At 59.4% G+C, this 14284-nt stretch carries 14 protein-coding genes; 6 read left to right on the forward strand and 8 right to left on the reverse strand.

The features are described 5' to 3' along the window. Positions 1-14: 14 nt before the first annotated feature. From BRAD3257_RS30865 to BRAD3257_RS30875, 3 genes are all read right to left on the reverse strand, one after another. Positions 15-1127, reverse strand: coding sequence for an ABC transporter substrate-binding protein (locus tag BRAD3257_RS30865; RefSeq protein WP_244607751.1), 1113 nt, complete (start codon positions 1125-1127; stop codon positions 15-17). Between the two features lie 132 nt (positions 1128-1259). Beyond that, positions 1260-2006, reverse strand: coding sequence for a dienelactone hydrolase family protein (locus BRAD3257_RS30870; protein ID WP_122405025.1), 747 nt, complete (start codon positions 2004-2006; stop codon positions 1260-1262). A gap of 138 nt (positions 2007-2144) precedes the next feature. Next, positions 2145-2924, reverse strand: a complete 780-nt coding sequence (locus BRAD3257_RS30875) for an IclR family transcriptional regulator (RefSeq protein WP_122405026.1) — start codon at positions 2922-2924, stop codon at positions 2145-2147. A gap of 106 nt (positions 2925-3030) precedes the next feature. Here BRAD3257_RS30875 and BRAD3257_RS30880 point away from each other — a divergent pair, with 106 nt between their 5' ends. Continuing rightward, positions 3031-3837 carry an enoyl-CoA hydratase-related protein gene (locus BRAD3257_RS30880; RefSeq protein WP_122405027.1) on the forward strand — a complete coding sequence of 269 codons (807 nt, stop codon included), beginning with the start codon at positions 3031-3033 and terminating at the stop codon, positions 3835-3837. Between the two features lie 59 nt (positions 3838-3896). Here BRAD3257_RS30880 and BRAD3257_RS40555 read toward each other — a convergent pair whose 3' ends face one another. Continuing rightward, entirely contained in the window at positions 3897-4052 is a 156-nt protein-coding gene (locus BRAD3257_RS40555) for a hypothetical protein (RefSeq protein WP_181956127.1), read from the reverse strand. 498 nt (positions 4053-4550) lie between these two features. On the opposite strand from BRAD3257_RS40555, the gene BRAD3257_RS30890 reads away from it, so the two are divergent. Both BRAD3257_RS30890 and gmd read left to right on the forward strand, forming a co-directional pair. Continuing rightward, positions 4551-5096, forward strand: a complete 546-nt coding sequence (locus BRAD3257_RS30890; protein ID WP_244607752.1) for a transglutaminase-like cysteine peptidase — start codon at positions 4551-4553, stop codon at positions 5094-5096. 275 nt (positions 5097-5371) lie between these two features. Then, complete coding sequence (gene gmd / locus BRAD3257_RS30895) at positions 5372-6463, forward strand: GDP-mannose 4,6-dehydratase (RefSeq protein WP_122405028.1); 1092 nt, start codon at positions 5372-5374, stop codon at positions 6461-6463. Positions 6464-6566: 103 nt separating this feature from the next. Here gmd and BRAD3257_RS30900 read toward each other — a convergent pair whose 3' ends face one another. The 4 genes from BRAD3257_RS30900 to BRAD3257_RS30915 form a co-directional block, all read right to left on the reverse strand. Continuing rightward, positions 6567-7874 carry a WcaI family glycosyltransferase gene (locus BRAD3257_RS30900; protein ID WP_122405029.1) on the reverse strand — a complete coding sequence of 436 codons (1308 nt, stop codon included), beginning with the start codon at positions 7872-7874 and terminating at the stop codon, positions 6567-6569. A gap of 60 nt (positions 7875-7934) precedes the next feature. Continuing rightward, positions 7935-8909, reverse strand: a complete 975-nt coding sequence (locus BRAD3257_RS30905) for a GDP-L-fucose synthase family protein (protein ID WP_122406846.1) — start codon at positions 8907-8909, stop codon at positions 7935-7937. Between the two features lie 293 nt (positions 8910-9202). Beyond that, positions 9203-9475, reverse strand: coding sequence for a hypothetical protein (locus tag BRAD3257_RS30910; protein WP_244607753.1), 273 nt, complete (start codon positions 9473-9475; stop codon positions 9203-9205). Between the two features lie 207 nt (positions 9476-9682). Further along, positions 9683-10687: an ABC transporter substrate-binding protein gene (locus BRAD3257_RS30915; RefSeq protein ID WP_122405030.1), complete on the reverse strand. Its 1005-nt coding sequence runs from the start codon at positions 10685-10687 to the stop codon at positions 9683-9685. A gap of 305 nt (positions 10688-10992) precedes the next feature. Between BRAD3257_RS30915 and BRAD3257_RS30920 the strand changes: the two genes are divergently transcribed. The 3 genes from BRAD3257_RS30920 (at position 10993) to BRAD3257_RS30930 (ending at position 14270) form a co-directional block, all read left to right on the forward strand. Further along, on the forward strand, positions 10993-12435 hold the full coding sequence (locus tag BRAD3257_RS30920) for an undecaprenyl-phosphate glucose phosphotransferase (RefSeq protein ID WP_244607754.1): 1443 nt from the start codon (positions 10993-10995) through the stop codon (positions 12433-12435). 14 nt (positions 12436-12449) lie between these two features. After that, positions 12450-13025 (forward strand): WcaF family extracellular polysaccharide biosynthesis acetyltransferase, encoded by a 576-nt coding sequence (locus BRAD3257_RS30925; protein ID WP_122405031.1) that lies wholly within the window; start codon positions 12450-12452, stop codon positions 13023-13025. 69 nt (positions 13026-13094) lie between these two features. Then, the gene (locus BRAD3257_RS30930; RefSeq protein ID WP_122405032.1) at positions 13095-14270 is read left to right on the forward strand and encodes a glycosyltransferase family 4 protein; all 1176 of its coding nucleotides are present in this window, start codon (positions 13095-13097) and stop codon (positions 14268-14270) included. Positions 14271-14284: the final 14 nt, after the last annotated feature.

Genomic DNA, 14284 nt, shown 5'->3' on the forward strand with positions numbered 1-14284 from the left:
TTTGCGGTCGATCTTCAGTTCGCGCTGACGCGCTCGAGCTGGACGACAGCCCCGTTCTCGACTCGCTGAATGTAGAAGTACGGCGCGCGCGCCCTGCCCTTTTCGTCGAACTTCAGCAGGCCACGCGGGCTCTGCCAGGCGCCTTCACGAATGATCTTCGAGATCTTGTCGTAGTCGCTATCGGTGCCTGCCTTGTCCATCGCAGAAGCGATCAGATTGATCGCTTCGAAGATCACAAGCTCGCCCTTGCCGGGGACGTTGTTGAACTTCTTCTGGTAGTTCTCAACGAATTCCTTGCCGTCAGGCCCCGGATCGGAGGCCATGAAGATTTCACCCGTGATGACGCCATTCATGGCGCCCTCCGACGGCTTGATCATGCCCGGCGTCACCACGCCCGGCGACATTACCTCGATCTTGAAGCCGCCGATCTGCCGCACCTGTTTCCAGAGCTGCGCTGCACGCGCCGGATAGGCATCGGCGACGTAGATCATGTCTGGATTGCTCGCCTTGATCTTGGTGAGGATGGACGTGAAGTCGTTGGTTTCGGCGTCGTAGGTCGATGTGCTCGCCAGCTCGATACCGGCCGACCTGAGACTCTCCTTGAGCTTCTCCAGCACGGTCTTGTTGAATTCGGAGTTCTCACCCATGTAGGCAACCGTCTTCGGCTTCAACGTCTTGACGATGTAGGCATTGAACGCCTCTGAATTCAGCGACACCGTATTGTTGATCTGGAACAACCAAGGGCTGCCCTGATCGGTGATGGCGTCGGCCTGCGCGCCCGCGTTCACCTGCAAAATCCGCTTCTTCGTGACGGACGACTCCGCGAGCACGACCGAGCTATTTGTTCCGCCCGTGATCGCCTTCACCCGCCCGACCGACATCAGCTTCTGCACCGCTGCGACCCCGCCCTGCGGGGTGCCCTTTTCGTCTTCAAAGACCAGCTCGATCTTCCGGCCGCCGAGAATGCCGCCCCGCTGGTTGATAAGACCCGCCGCATATTCGGCGCCGCGCTGCAGCTCTTGTCCGTAAGTCGCCGCCGCGCCGCTCAGCGGCAGCGCAAGACCGATCTTCACCGGGTCGGCAGCCATCGCGCTGGGCGCGTAAGCGAGCTGCAAAGTGGCGGCCACGACCGCCCCCACAGAAAACATGACCTTTATTCGATCCGCAAGTTTCATCGTTCTTCCCTTATGATTTTCTACCGGACGCGCTGCGACGCCGCGGCGGCTCTCTTGAATGCAGGTTGGCTCAGGCGTTCGGGCTCAATTCAGATTGCGCTGAAAGAGATCGAACAAGCGCTCCCAATGCCGCTCGGTGCTGGCCTTGTGGTAGAGGCGCCGGGTTGGAAACGCGAAACCGTGCTCGGCTTCCGGATAGTATTCCATCCGTCCATTGATACCGGCCGTCTTGATTGCCTGCGACACCTGCTCGAGCATCTCGGGTGGTGCGTAGTGATCATGTTCGGCGAGGGCAAAGTAGATCTCGCCTTTAATCTTGTCCGTGACGAGATGCGCGGAGTCCGGCTGGTCAGTCACGAGGCGCGCGCCGTAGACGGATGCACCAGCAGCCATGCGATCGGGAAACACGCCCATGGCGCGGTAGACGTAGCGGCCGCTCATGCAATAGCCGAGGCATCCCGTCTTGCCCTGCCGTGCCGCAGGCTCATTAGCGAGGAAGTCGAACATGACCTGGGTGTCTTCCATCACCATGGTGTTCGTGAGGTGGCGGTTGAGCTTCCACATGAACTCCAGCTTGTCTGCGCAAGCGGGATCCCACAGCCGATTGGCGTCGAGATCGACGCAGCGGACCATGCGGTAATACATGTTCGGCATGATGACGTAGTAGCCGACCGTTGCGAGACGCCGGCACATGTCGGACAGCTCCTCGCGGACACCGACCGAGTCCATATAGAAGATGACGACAGGGAACGGTCCTGGACGGTCCGGGTGAAACACGTACGTGTTCATCACCCCATCCTTGGTTTTCAGATCGACGACCTTCTCCTGCACGACTCCACCCTTTTGACCATCTTAGTACCTCCGCGCATTCAGGGCGTGGAGTGGGAGGACAATGTGCCGGGCCGCAGCTGAAAGCTAGAGCATTACAGATATGCGCTCATATTTACAGATATGTGAAAATGCCTCTGCTTAATTGCGGGCTTTCGTCGCAGGTGCGAGGTCCTCCCGCGAGACGAATTTGTCGATGCCTTCGCGCAACGATCTCAGGATCTGCGTTCGCTTGGAAACCAGCCGTTCAACCGGGCCGCCGACGCCAATCGCCAGGATGCGACCGTGACGCCGCTCCGGCAGCAACATGCCGATGACACCGGCACCGGCCGTTACGGTATGAAGCGAGATGACGTAGCCATCTTTGCGGATCTTGCGGAGTTTCAGCATCAGTTCCTTCAGATCAACCTTCTTTTTCCGATCCTCTTCTTCAAAATTGATGCGGCGCACGAGCTTCTCGATGGTGTCATCTGAACGGGCGCTCAGTAGCATCCATCCGAGGCCAGAGCGCGCGAGTGGGCGGATCGTCCCGGGCCTGATCGAGAACTGGATCGTGCGCGGCGAAGGCTGAACATGGATGTATTGCATGTACAGGTCGCTCTGGGTGGCGATGCTGACGGTCTCTTCCGTCTCCTTGTTGAGGTGGTTGACCAGCGCCGAAATGCCCCGTTCGCCGAAGAGCGCGCCCTGCACCCAGTGCCCGAGCTGAACGATCCGCATGGTCGGCATGTAGGTCCGCGAATATCGGTCGAAGTCGACATAGCCGAGCACAACCATGCTCTTGAGAACCGCGGAAGCGCTGGAGACGGGGTAGCCGAAGCGCAGCGCGACCTCCTTGAGACTCAATGGCCGCTGCACCTCGTCGAAATATTCCAGAATCTCGAACAGCCGCTTGGCCGTCTTGATGACGTCTTTGGACATGTTTCCTCACTTGCTTTTTCACATAGATAGAAAAGTTTTCCCATAGGCGAAAGGCATTTCGCGGCTTCCCTGCGTTTGCTAGAACGCCCACGAACGGAGATTACCCATGGTTTCTGCCGAACAGATGAAGTTCGAAGTGTCCGATCGCGTTGCGACGATCACGTTCGACAGGCCCGACAGAATGAATGCCTGGACGCCCATCATGGAGAGCGAGCTGCGCCGCCTAATGGTGATCGCATCCGAGGACGACGAGATCCGGGCGATCGTGATCACCGGTGCGGGCCGGGGCTTCTGCGCCGGCGCCGATATGGGCCGCCTGTCGGATGCCTCATCGGGAAGCGCGGCCGCCGCGGCACCGGTCGTTCCCGCAGAGAGCGACGACGATCTGGCGCAGCGATACAGCTATCTGCTTGCCGTTCCCAAGCCGATCATTGCGGGCATCAATGGCGCGATCGCGGGCGTTGGTCTTTGCATCGCGCTGTATTGCGATCTCCGCTTCATGGCCGCAGGTGCGAAGCTGACCACGTCCTTCGCCCGGCGCGGCCTGATCGCGGAGCACGGCAGCGCCTGGATGTTGCGCCAACTCATCGGACCGATGAATGCCGCGGATCTTCTGCTGTCGGGGCGCGTGGTCGAAGCCGCGGAAGCCGAGCGGCTCGGCCTGGTCAGGATGCTGCCGGCGGACACCTTCCGCGAGACCGTGCAGCAGACGGCATCCGATTTCGCCAATCTCTGCTCACCCCGGTCCATGCGTATCATCAAGCAGCAGTTGACGGCGGCTCCCCGGCAAACGCTGGCCGAGGCCACGCAGCTCGCAAACAGGGAAGTTGCGATCTGCCGCGGAACGGAGGACTTCAAGGAGGGCATCGCCCATTTCATCGAAAAGCGGACGCCGCGCTTCACCGGCAGGTGACCGCGCGAGCACAGGCGTTGTTCACCGAAATTGAGGTGCGGACCTAGCGCTTGCGCCGGTCATCGGGGCGACCGGGCGCGGCTCGGCGGGCGCAATCGATCGGCCGCAGGCGGGCGCTCGAGGATCGCGAGGAAACTGCGGCCTTCCTCGGTGATGCTCCATGCGCCCGGTTCGCGCGCCACCAGTTTCTGACTGAAGATGTCGAGGCCGCGCACGTTCGGCGAAACGCTTCATACGTCCCATCCATTCCTGGCCGCTCGTGTAAAGGATCGCGAGGTGCTGCTTGATGATGTCGAGGCTGGCATGTCCGTCGGTCTGGCCGCCGAGGATCTTCTCTGACGCTACCATTCACCGTCACCCTATGTGAGTGAAGGACGATGTGGAAGTCATGACCACTCCGTCGAAACGGGATAACGCCCTGTCGATGCGCTCGGCTGGACCTCTGGACAACCCGATTAACGTGCCGCCGTACGAGACGACGGAGCAGGAGCAGGTGGCTTCCATGCGTTAGGGAGTCGATCTTGCGCAAATTGAAGATCACGGACTGCTCCTTGGTCCCTTCTTGCCGGTCGACATCAAACGCGCACCCCCTGCTCCACGATTGTGCATCGGTTGCCGCACAATTGTCATGGCGCTTCCATTGCATCGCAATATACTTCGCCTAACAATCAGGAATGCTAGGCGAACTTTCGATGATCAGACATGCGACTCGCATGCTGGCCATAATGTATTGCGTTTGCAGCCAGCCCGCCTATTCAAACTACGAATCCCAAGCGGTGACGCCACCGCTGTCATTCTCACAATTCTGCATTCAATATCCCGAGGACTGCCAGCACCACGATGATCGGAGGATCCGAGATTTCCGCTCGTCAATCCAGCGCTGGCGAGAACTCGCCCAGATCAACGCAACTGTGAATTTCGGCATAGCACCGAAAGATCCGCCCGCAAGCCGGCGTGACGCGGAATGGCAGATATTCCCGTATGAAGGCAATTGCGGCGACTACGCCGTCACCAAGCGCCATCTGCTGCTGCGATCCGGCTGGCCCAGTTCGGCACTTCTTCTCGCGGAGGTCGTCATCCGAACGACCGGAGAGCACCACCTTGTGCTGCTAGTGCGCGAGGGAAGAGCGGTTCTTGTGCTCGATAATCTGAGTCCGGTGGTCACGCCGTTGGTGGATGCGTTGGATCGCTTCACTGTTGTGCGGGTGGAGTCAGGATCGGATCCACAACGGTGGACGCGGGAAGTCGCTGCCTTCTGAGTAGTCTTCTGGACGAACTACCGGCCATGCCCGAATGCTGTCATCAGATCCGATCCCGCTTCTTTCCGCCCGGGTTTGACGCTTGGTGGTCCGGCTACGGCCAAAGGTGGGACGAACGCACTGAGGGCCACTGAACCTCGCGAGAACTCTGTTGGGGATTCTTGGCGCCTCCGCTGGAGCGAGACGCCGTTAATCTAAGCTTGATTTTCGTTCTGTTTCACCCTCCCTAACCAAGTCAATTTCGTGTAAGCACAAATTTCCATTTTGGGACTGATATGACAAAGAAACGTGCACTCATTACCGGCGTCACCGGCCAGGACGGCGCCTATTTGGCTGAACTTCTTTTGCAGAAGGGATACGAGGTCCACGGCATCAAGCGCCGGACCTCCCTCTTCAATACCGACCGCATTGATCATCTCTATCTCGATCCGCACGAGCCCGATCCGCCCTTCCGGCTTCACTACGGCGATCTGACGGATTCCTCGAGCCTGATCCGGATCGTTGGCCAAGTGCAGCCAGACGAAATCTACAACCTCGCGGCGCAGAGCCACGTTGCGGTTTCGTTCGAGGAACCGGAATACACTGCGAATTCCGATGCTCTCGGCACTTTGCGCATCCTCGAGGCCATGCGCATTACCGGCTTGGAGAGGAAGGCGCGCTTCTATCAAGCGTCGACATCTGAACTGTATGGTTTGGTCCAGGAGATCCCCCAAAAGGAGACCACGCCGTTCTATCCGCGCTCACCGTACGCGGTCGCCAAGCTTTATGCCTACTGGATCACGGTCAACTACCGTGAAGCCTATGGGATGTACGCTTGCAACGGCATCCTGTTTAACCACGAATCTCCCGTCCGGGGCGAAACCTTCGTGACCCGGAAGATCACGCGCGCCTTGGCGCGCATCCATTTGGGCCTGCAGGAGCGGCTCTATCTCGGCAATCTCGACGCCCTGCGCGATTGGGGACACGCGCGTGACTATGTCGAAATGCAATGGCTGATGCTGCAACAGGACAAGCCGGAGGATTTCGTGATCGCTACGGGCGTGCAGCAGTCTGTCCGAGATTTTGTCAATGTCGCTGCGAACGAAGTAGGCATGACGGTTCGCTGGGAGGGAAGCGGCGTCGAAGAAAAAGGGTACGACGCCAAGACCGGCAAGTGCGTCGTTTCCGTCGATCCCCGCTATTTCCGCCCCACTGAGGTCGCGACGCTTCTTGGCGATCCGTCAAAGGCCAAGCAGAAACTCGGCTGGGAGCCCAAAACGTCGTTCGAAAGCCTGGTTCGAGAAATGATGAAGGAAGATCTCGAATCCGCAAAGCGCGACGAACTGATCAAGCAGAACGGGTTTAGATATTATCCGCGACACGAGTAGCTCTTGATCGACCAGTAAGGTGATCAAGCCAAGCAAATGAGCGCCCATCGCGGCGCTCATTTTTTTCGCGCGACATCACCGCATCCAACCGCGATCGAATGGCTCAGGGCGATCGAACGGCATCCTCCACCGGAAGCCCAATCTCGCTGGCAGCAGCCGTCAGGCCGACATTCGTCGGCCCCGTCGCATTGCCCTGCCCTGTCATGGCATCCGACCACCGGCGCACGATCGTGCGTCGATCCCAACGATCAAGAGCTCGCTTTCTTCCTTCTTCGCCGTAATGCGCGCGGAGGGCTGGCGCTTCGCTGAGCTGGCAAATTGCAAGCTCGAGAGCCGACGAATCTCCCGGTGGAATCACGAGGCCCGCATTCGTGACTTCCGCCGCGAGGCCGGTGCCTTCTTCAGCCATCGCAATGACCGGCCGGGCAGATGCGAAGATCGCGCCGAGTTTCGAGGGCAACACCAGGTCGGCGGCTTCGGCTTTCTGCGGAATCAGATGGAAATCGGCAGTGGCCATCAATTGATTGAAGCTGTCATTGGGCTGAAGTCCGAGAAAGTGGACATTGCGATGTCCGGCGGCAAGCTGCTCGAGCCTCATCTTATGAGGCCCCTCGCCTGCAAGGATGAAATGGATATGCGGATGACTTTTCTCCAAGCCAATCGCAGCCTCGATCACGAGTTCAAGGCCTTGCTTGTTGGACATCGTTCCGGAATAGAGCGCAATGATATCGTCCTCGCCCAGCTTCAGCGCCTGACGGTATTTGGTCATTCGCGAACCCGGGCAGATCGCGGTGGTATCGATCCAGTTTCTCACCTCGGCGGTTTTGTCGGGCCTCAGCCCCTTGATCCTCAGCCGCTCAATCATCGCTTGAGAGATGGTTGAGACGTTATCGAACGATCTGAGGATCGCTGCTTCGACTCGAAGCATCCACTTTCGCAGAGAAGGATTGCGCAGCAAACCAAGATCGAACGCCGCATCCACCTCGAAATCCTGCACGTGAAGCCATGATCTGGCGCCGACGCGACGAGCGACGAACGAGACCAAGGCAGCCGACATCAGCGATGGCGCGACCGCGATCATAACGTCGGGCCGCCAGGATAGCGCCTCAAAAAGGACCGGCGCCGCGCTCGTGAGCGCGAATGAAGCGTGATGGACCAGCCGTCTAACACCAGAGGGATGTCCGGGTACATAAATCGGCGTACGCGTTACGCGAACACCGTGAATATCTCTCGATCTGAAGTAGGACGATTTGAACGCCGAGGGGATCTTCCAGGCGGGATAATAGGGAGGCGCCGTAATCACTCTAACTTCATGACCGTCGGCTACCAGACTTTCGCAAAGCTCGGCGTTGTATTTCGCCACGCCGATCAGATCGGGGGCATAATTGATGCCGACCAAGAGAACACGCATAAAGTCCGTCCAAATTCAAAGTTCAGAATAAAAAAGACGCTTGCAATCTACGTAAGTTACTCAGCGCGTCGCGCCGACTTCCAGATGACGTCCGTAGCCTTCGAGATAATCTGCGTAGGCCGCCGCGAGGCCGGCCCGCAGGGCAACCTTCGGCTGCCAACCAAGTCCTCGGATTCTCGAACTATCCAGCAACTTGCGTGGCGTTCCATCAGGCTTGGAGGTATCGAACGCGAGCTTGCCTCCATAGCCCACGACCTCGGCGACTGTTGTCGCAAATTCGGCAATCGACAATTCGTCGCCACTGCCGACATTGATCGGCAGGTCACTCGAATAGTTCTTCAGAAGGAAAACGCAGGCATCCGCAAAGTCCTCGACATTGAGGAATTCGCGAAGCGGCGTGCCGGTGCCCCATACCGAGACACTGGGCGCATTGGCGAGCTTGGCTTCGTGAAAGCGCCGGATCAATGCTGCTGGAACGTGACTATGGTCCGGATGATAATTGTCGCCGCGACCGTAGAGATTGGTCGGCATCACCGAGATGAAATCATCGCCATATTGCCGACGATACGCCTGGCACATCTTGAGGCCGGCAATCTTGGCGATTGCATACCACTCGTTGGTGGGCTCAAGGGGCCCTGCCAGCAATTCGCTCTCGGCGATCGGCTGCCTGGCATGCTTGGGATAGATGCAGGAGGAGCCGAGGAACAGCAGGCGCTGCACGCCAACCGCGTGACTTGCGCGGATCACGCTCAATTCCAGCGCAAGGTTGTCGCACAGAAAGTCGACCGGGAAATTGTTGTTGGCTGCGATACCACCGACCTTTGCAGCGGCGTGAACCACGACCTCCGGACGATTGGCCTCGAGCCATTTCAGCGTGGGCTCTTCCTTCGTCAGGTCCAGCTCACGCCGATCAGCCGTCAGCACGGTGCAATTCTCTGACGCAAGCCTGCGGACGACAGCTGATCCCACCATGCCGCGGTGACCAGCGACGAAGACACGTTTGCCCGTGAGATCGTAGGTTGAAACCCCTGTCATCGTATCCTCTATCAGCATCCGGCTGGCCGGATCACCACCACTCTGGCGAGGATCCGGCGACCGGTCGCATTATGCAATCACGCTGCCGATGCAGCCCCGCCAAACTGCTAACACGATCTTCACCATGCGACAGCCTGTCCCGGCCCGACAAAGATATTCATGGTGAACCTGCGCTGCGCGCACAAAAGGTCAGCACACAATGAAACAAAAAAGAGCAAGGCAGCCGCATCAGCTGTGCGACTGCCCTGAAGGATCATCAAATAACGGCAGTCGCCGCTCGGTTTACTTCAACCTCAATACGCCCGGCGCAGGACAGGACCGACAGGCGCGCAAACCCGGTCCATGTACCAGCCATAAGGCGTCTCGACGCGCACCAACGGACAACGGCGCGACGGCACATACCGATATGGATACGGCTGCGCCCAGAACGTAACGGGCGTCACCTGGCTCTCGCCCGTGAGCAGGGCCGCCGGCGCGGGCATCTGCATTGCGGCGCTCGCTCCGCTCGCGGCGCAGAAGGTAACGGTTGCGGCCAAAAGACCTGCTCGCATCAACGTCTTAAACATCCAAAAAGCTCCTCGCCCCTGCAGATTTGTTTCCCGACTCGTGCTTGTCGGACCCCAGCCGACCAACGTCACGGTCCGTAAAGCCACTCCGCGATAGCCCAAATAGTGAACCGAACTTTACCAAGTCCCCCGGCCGGAATGCAACCGATGCCGGAGCGGCCGAGGACCTTTTGGGACGATATGGCGCGCAGGTGTGGCTTCTTGGTCCTATTTTTCCTCGCTCCAGGCGCCGGGCGCAGCGAGGTCGGGTGAACGGCGGTACACATCCCGCAGGAACTGGTAGTTGACCGTTTGAGCCAGAGGCACGTCTTCCTCGCCGAGCTTGGCGAAGAGGAGGATATCCCGGAGCGTCCGCCAGCGGCTTTCGTCGTAGTCGCCGATGCGGCCGCCCGTCGGCAGGACCAGCGGGCGCTGCTGCTGCAGCTCGAATTTCAGCCGCTCGGAATTCAGCCCGGCCGGGCCGGTGCCGGCGAGAACGGGCACGCTCCGTGCATAGTCCGCGTAGGCAAATTGCCATCCTCGAATGAGTCCCTGGAGGACGTCGGCGATCACGGACGGCTGGTCATGGATGAGATCATTGCTCGCGAAATAGACCTGGCCTGGGACATGAATGCCGTAGTCCTGCGGTTTGATGACGTTCAGCTTCACGAAGGTCGCGCTGGAGGGATCGGGCTGCTCGTCGATGGCGGCAATGATCGCATCCACCTCCCCGGCCCTCAAAGCCTCGAAGCTGTCGCGGTCTGGGACCTTGGTGATCTGGCTTCGGGGAAGCCCGAGCTGCGCCATCATGGCATCAAAGACGACGTCCCCCTCACTCGCCCTGCGGTATCCGACCCGTTTTCCGACCAGATCAGCCGGCCGCCGCAAGCCCGAGCTTCCGAGCGTGAAAATCGCGACCGAAGTATCCAGGAAGCTTGCAGCGAAGGCGGTTACGGGAACGCCGCGCCAGCTCGCCAGCAGGAAGTTCTGGCCGCTCGTCACGCCGATGGCATGTTGGCGTGCAATGGCTTGGACGAAATCAGGGTTTTGGGGCTGTGCCGACACCTCGATGCGGGAGGAGAAATATCCCTGCTTCGATGCAGCGAGCTCGCCGGCAAACCGCGCGCCATCTCGCCCGTCAAGAAGGAGCTTGATTGCGACGGGCCTGGACGTTGTTGGAGCTCGGATGGGGGCTGCATCGGGACGAAGAAGGAGAAACACGATTCCCGCCAAAGCGACGGCCGCAAGGCCAATGGCGAGGTACCGCTTCCCTCTCGGCCGGGTCCGCCGCCGGGACTGGGGGCGAGGCAAGGAGGACTTCCTAACGGGTTGTGAAATTTAGCATATCAGTCGAAGCGAGATGGGGCTACAATGCACGCTTGGGGTAAGGTTAATTTTCCCTTCGCCTTGTTCTAACAGCGATTTTGACCGATAGCACGGCTTGTTCGGGCAATGAATTTTGCGTCAATGGGTTTGGCAGAATGACAATTCTTTCCACTCGGCCGGTGCCCGTTGCTGATTCTGCGACGGAAATCCGGGTGGTCGAGCCGGTCGCCGAATCAGCTGCGGGATTTGCGCCGAGCTGGCTGGGACCTGTGGTCGTCGAGCGGCTGATGGCCGTGATCGATGCGGCGCTGATCGTGGTCAGCGGGATCGGCTGCGCGGTCGGCTATCATGTCGTGACCGCGGGCACGCTCGGCAAGGCGGATGTCTATGCGGCGGCGAGCGTGCTGGTGGCGGTCAATTTCATCCTGCTGACCATCGTGCAGCAGGGCTATCGCCTGAAGACCATCACCAACCTGCCCCGCACGTTCCGGATGACGCTGACGACGTGGACCTTCCTGTTCGGCGCGCTGCTGGCGATCGCCTTCACGATGAAGGTCAGCGACGCGTTCTCCCGCGGCACCACGATCTCCTTCTACCTGGTCGGCCTTGCCGCCCTGCTCGCCTGGAAGACGGTGGCGGCGCGCTGGACCGCGCATGCCCAGCGCACCGGCGCCTTCGCCAACGGCCGCGCGATCATGATCGCCGAGTTCGGCCTTGCGACCTCGTCCAACGCGGTCGACGACCTCGGCCAGCACGGCTACCGCCTGATGCGCCTGATGGAGATCCCGGCCAAGGAGCTCGCCTCGCCGCTGCTGCTCTCCTCGCTGGCGCCGCGCTTCGAGGAGCTGATCAATTACGCGCGCGAGCACCGGATCGAGCACGTCTTCCTCTTGATCAACTGGAGCCGGCAGCATGCGATCGACAGCATTCTGGACATGCTGAAGATCCTCCCTTTGCCGGTGCATCTGGTGCCGGACCCCAACACGGCGCGCTTCTTGCGCTATCCGCTTGTAGGCACCGGCAACACCTTCACCGCCGAGCTGCGCCGCGCCCCGCTGTCCATGCGCGAACGCGCGCTCAAGCGCGCGCTGGACCTCGTCGGCGCCAGCTTTGCGCTTTTCGTGTTCGCGCCGGTGATGCTGGTGACCGCACTGCTGATCAAGCTGACCTCGCCGGGGCCGGTGTTCTTCCGCCAGACCCGCCACGGCTTTGGCGGGCGCGCGTTCAGGATCTTCAAGTTCCGCACCATGCGCGTGCTCGAGGACGGCCCGACCATCGTGCAGGCGCAGAAGGACGACCCCCGCGTCACGCCGATCGGCAAATGGCTGCGCAAGACCTCGATCGACGAGCTGCCGCAGCTCCTCAACGTGCTCAAGGGCGACATGTCGCTGGTCGGCCCCCGCCCACACGCGGCCGCCCACAACACCGAATATGAGCAGATCATCGGCAACTACGCCTTCCGCCACCACGTCAAGCCCGGCATCACCGGCTGGGCCCAGGTTAATGGTTATCGCGGAGAAACCCGCACGCTCGACCTGATGCAGAAGCGCGTGGAGTATGATCTGTGGTACATCAATAATTGGAGCTTGTGGTTGGATGTGAGGATCATGCTGGGAACGGCGGTCGTCACTTTCGCCCGCCCTACGGCCTATTGAATTGCGAGATTGTGATGACTGTCGACGAGCGACCGAGGTTTCAGGACCTCTCGCGCTCCAAAGTGCCGCCGGGATTTAGAGGGCGTTCGGGGGTGACCGTGCTGCTGTGGCAGATGGTACAGCAGACCCTCTTTGCCTGGTCACCTCAGCCAGCCTATGGCTGGCGGCGGTGGCTGCTGCGACTGTTTGGCGCCGAAGTCGGGACGGGAGTGCTGGTTAGACCAACTGCTCGGGTGACTTACCCCTGGAAGGTCAAGTTGGGTGATCACTGCTGGATCGGAGACAATGCCGAGCTTTATAGCCTTGGTTCTATCACCGTCGGAAATTGCGCGGTTGTCTCGCAGCGCTCGTATATCTGCGCAGCCACGCACGACCATAAAAATATCACCTTCCCCCTTGTTGCGAAGCCGGTCGTAATCGAGCGCGAGGCTTGGATCGCTGCCGATTGCTTTGTCGCGCCGGGAGTGACCATTGGGGCAGGAGCGATCGTCGGCGCTCGAAGTACTGTTCTTCGATCCGTTACTCAAGCGACGATCGTGGCCGGACATCCGGCAGAATTCAAAGGACATCGAAGCGCCTGGAATGAGTAGCGCCGATCACTTTGATCGCTATTCGGCAGACTTATCAAAATATGAAGATCTAATTAGGTCACTCCGCTAATGACTAAATTTGAAAACCCCGGTAGGGATCAAATCGCCTTTTGCGCTCTCGAGACTTACTCGAAGGTTGGCGGCCTACAGAACTTCAATCGCCGAGTAGTCATCAACTTGGCGGCAGGCTGTGCTGACCGCACACATGCTCCTCCCCAGATAATCCTGTTACGTGATGGAGAATCCTTCCCGGATCTCGCGGGGAAAGCGGTACTGGTTAGCTGTCGAGGCAGACTTTCATACTTGATCAGCGTCGTAAAAGCCCTGACAGCAGGTTGCAGGCTGCTGTTCATTGGCCATATTAACCTTCTGCCTCTCGCACTCGTCGCGAGGCTGCTAAATCCCCGCATAAAGCTGGTCCTGTTTGTTCACGGCGACGAAGCATGGAACGATGCGCTTCAGCGCAAGAAGCGCTGGTACGAGCCGACGCTACTTTCGACTGTCGACTGCATCGCGTCAGTTAGCAATTTCACCGCCCAGACCATGGCAAAAGAGTTTGGGGTTGAACCGAATAAATTTCGTCTCCTTCCCAATGCGGTCGATCCAATTCGCCGCCTGTCCGCGGCGGGCAATAGGGCACAGCCCACTATCCTGACTGTTTCCAGATTGGGTCAACGCGACCGACTCAAGAATGTTCATCAAATGATACGCGCTGTCGCCGAACTGCGAAACGCGTTTCCGACAATTCGGTATGAAATCGTGGGAGACGGCCCGATGCGGAAGGAGCTTGAAGCTCTCGCGGGGGCTCTGGGTGTAAGCGACATTGTACACTTCTTAGGGCGCTTGACTGATCAGGAACTAGATGAAGCATACTCGCGTGCGACGGTATTCGCCCTTCCTTCCTCAAAAGAAGGGTTTGGGATCGTCTACCTAGAAGCATGGCAACGAGCCCTCCCCGTCATTTGCAGCTCAGCCGGCGCGTCGAAAGAAATAGTATCCGACGGCATAGACGGTTTCGTAGTAAACCCTGGGAACGTCTCAGAAATCACAAACCGGTTGCACCAATTGCTGTCGCGGCCAGAATTAGCCGCCAGCATGGGCGAAAGCGGCAGACAAAAAGTCGATGCCAATTATATGAATGATACATTTCGGAGCAATCTCGATAAGATCGTCACCGAACTCCTCGCAGATCAGTCGCACCCCTCGGCTGGAGCTCTGATGAGCCAGCGCACCGCGCTTGATTGATCGAGCCTACGCCC

The sequence above is a fragment of the Bradyrhizobium vignae genome (assembly GCF_900324035.1).
GTDB classification, from domain to species: domain Bacteria; phylum Pseudomonadota; class Alphaproteobacteria; order Rhizobiales; family Xanthobacteraceae; genus Bradyrhizobium; species Bradyrhizobium vignae.